Here is a 370-nt window from a genome sequence, read left to right as displayed (position 1 = left end):
CACCGCGAGCTCAGCGAAAACTTCAACGTCTGCTCCAATTGCGACCACCACATGGTCATCACCCCGCGCGAACGCTTCCACGGGCTGTTCGACGGCGGCATCTTCACAGAGATCGAGGTTCCCGAACCCACCGTCGACCCGCTGCATTTCAAAGACCAGAAGAAATACCCCGACCGCATCAAAGATGCGCGCAAAAAGACCGGCGAGAAAGAGGCGATGCTTGTCGCCGAGGGCGAGATTGACCGCACCCCCCTCGTGGCCATCGCGCAGGACTTCTCCTTCATGGGCGGCTCCATGTCGATGTATGTCGGCAACGCGATCATCGCTGCGGCCGAACGTGCGGTGCTGCTGAAACGCCCGCTGATCCTGT

Annotated in this window: 1 pseudogene; it reads left to right on the top strand. The window is 60.5% G+C overall.

Annotation, left to right across the window (positions count from 1 at the left end):
* Positions 1-370: pseudogene (locus KWG70_RS17735) on the top strand (acetyl-CoA carboxylase, carboxyltransferase subunit beta); the annotation flags it as partial.

It is taken from the genome of Psychroserpens luteolus, from assembly GCF_021032705.1.
Taxonomy (GTDB): domain Bacteria; phylum Bacteroidota; class Bacteroidia; order Flavobacteriales; family Flavobacteriaceae; genus Psychroserpens; species Psychroserpens luteolus.
This window is presented reverse-complemented; position numbering and strand designations above follow the sequence as displayed.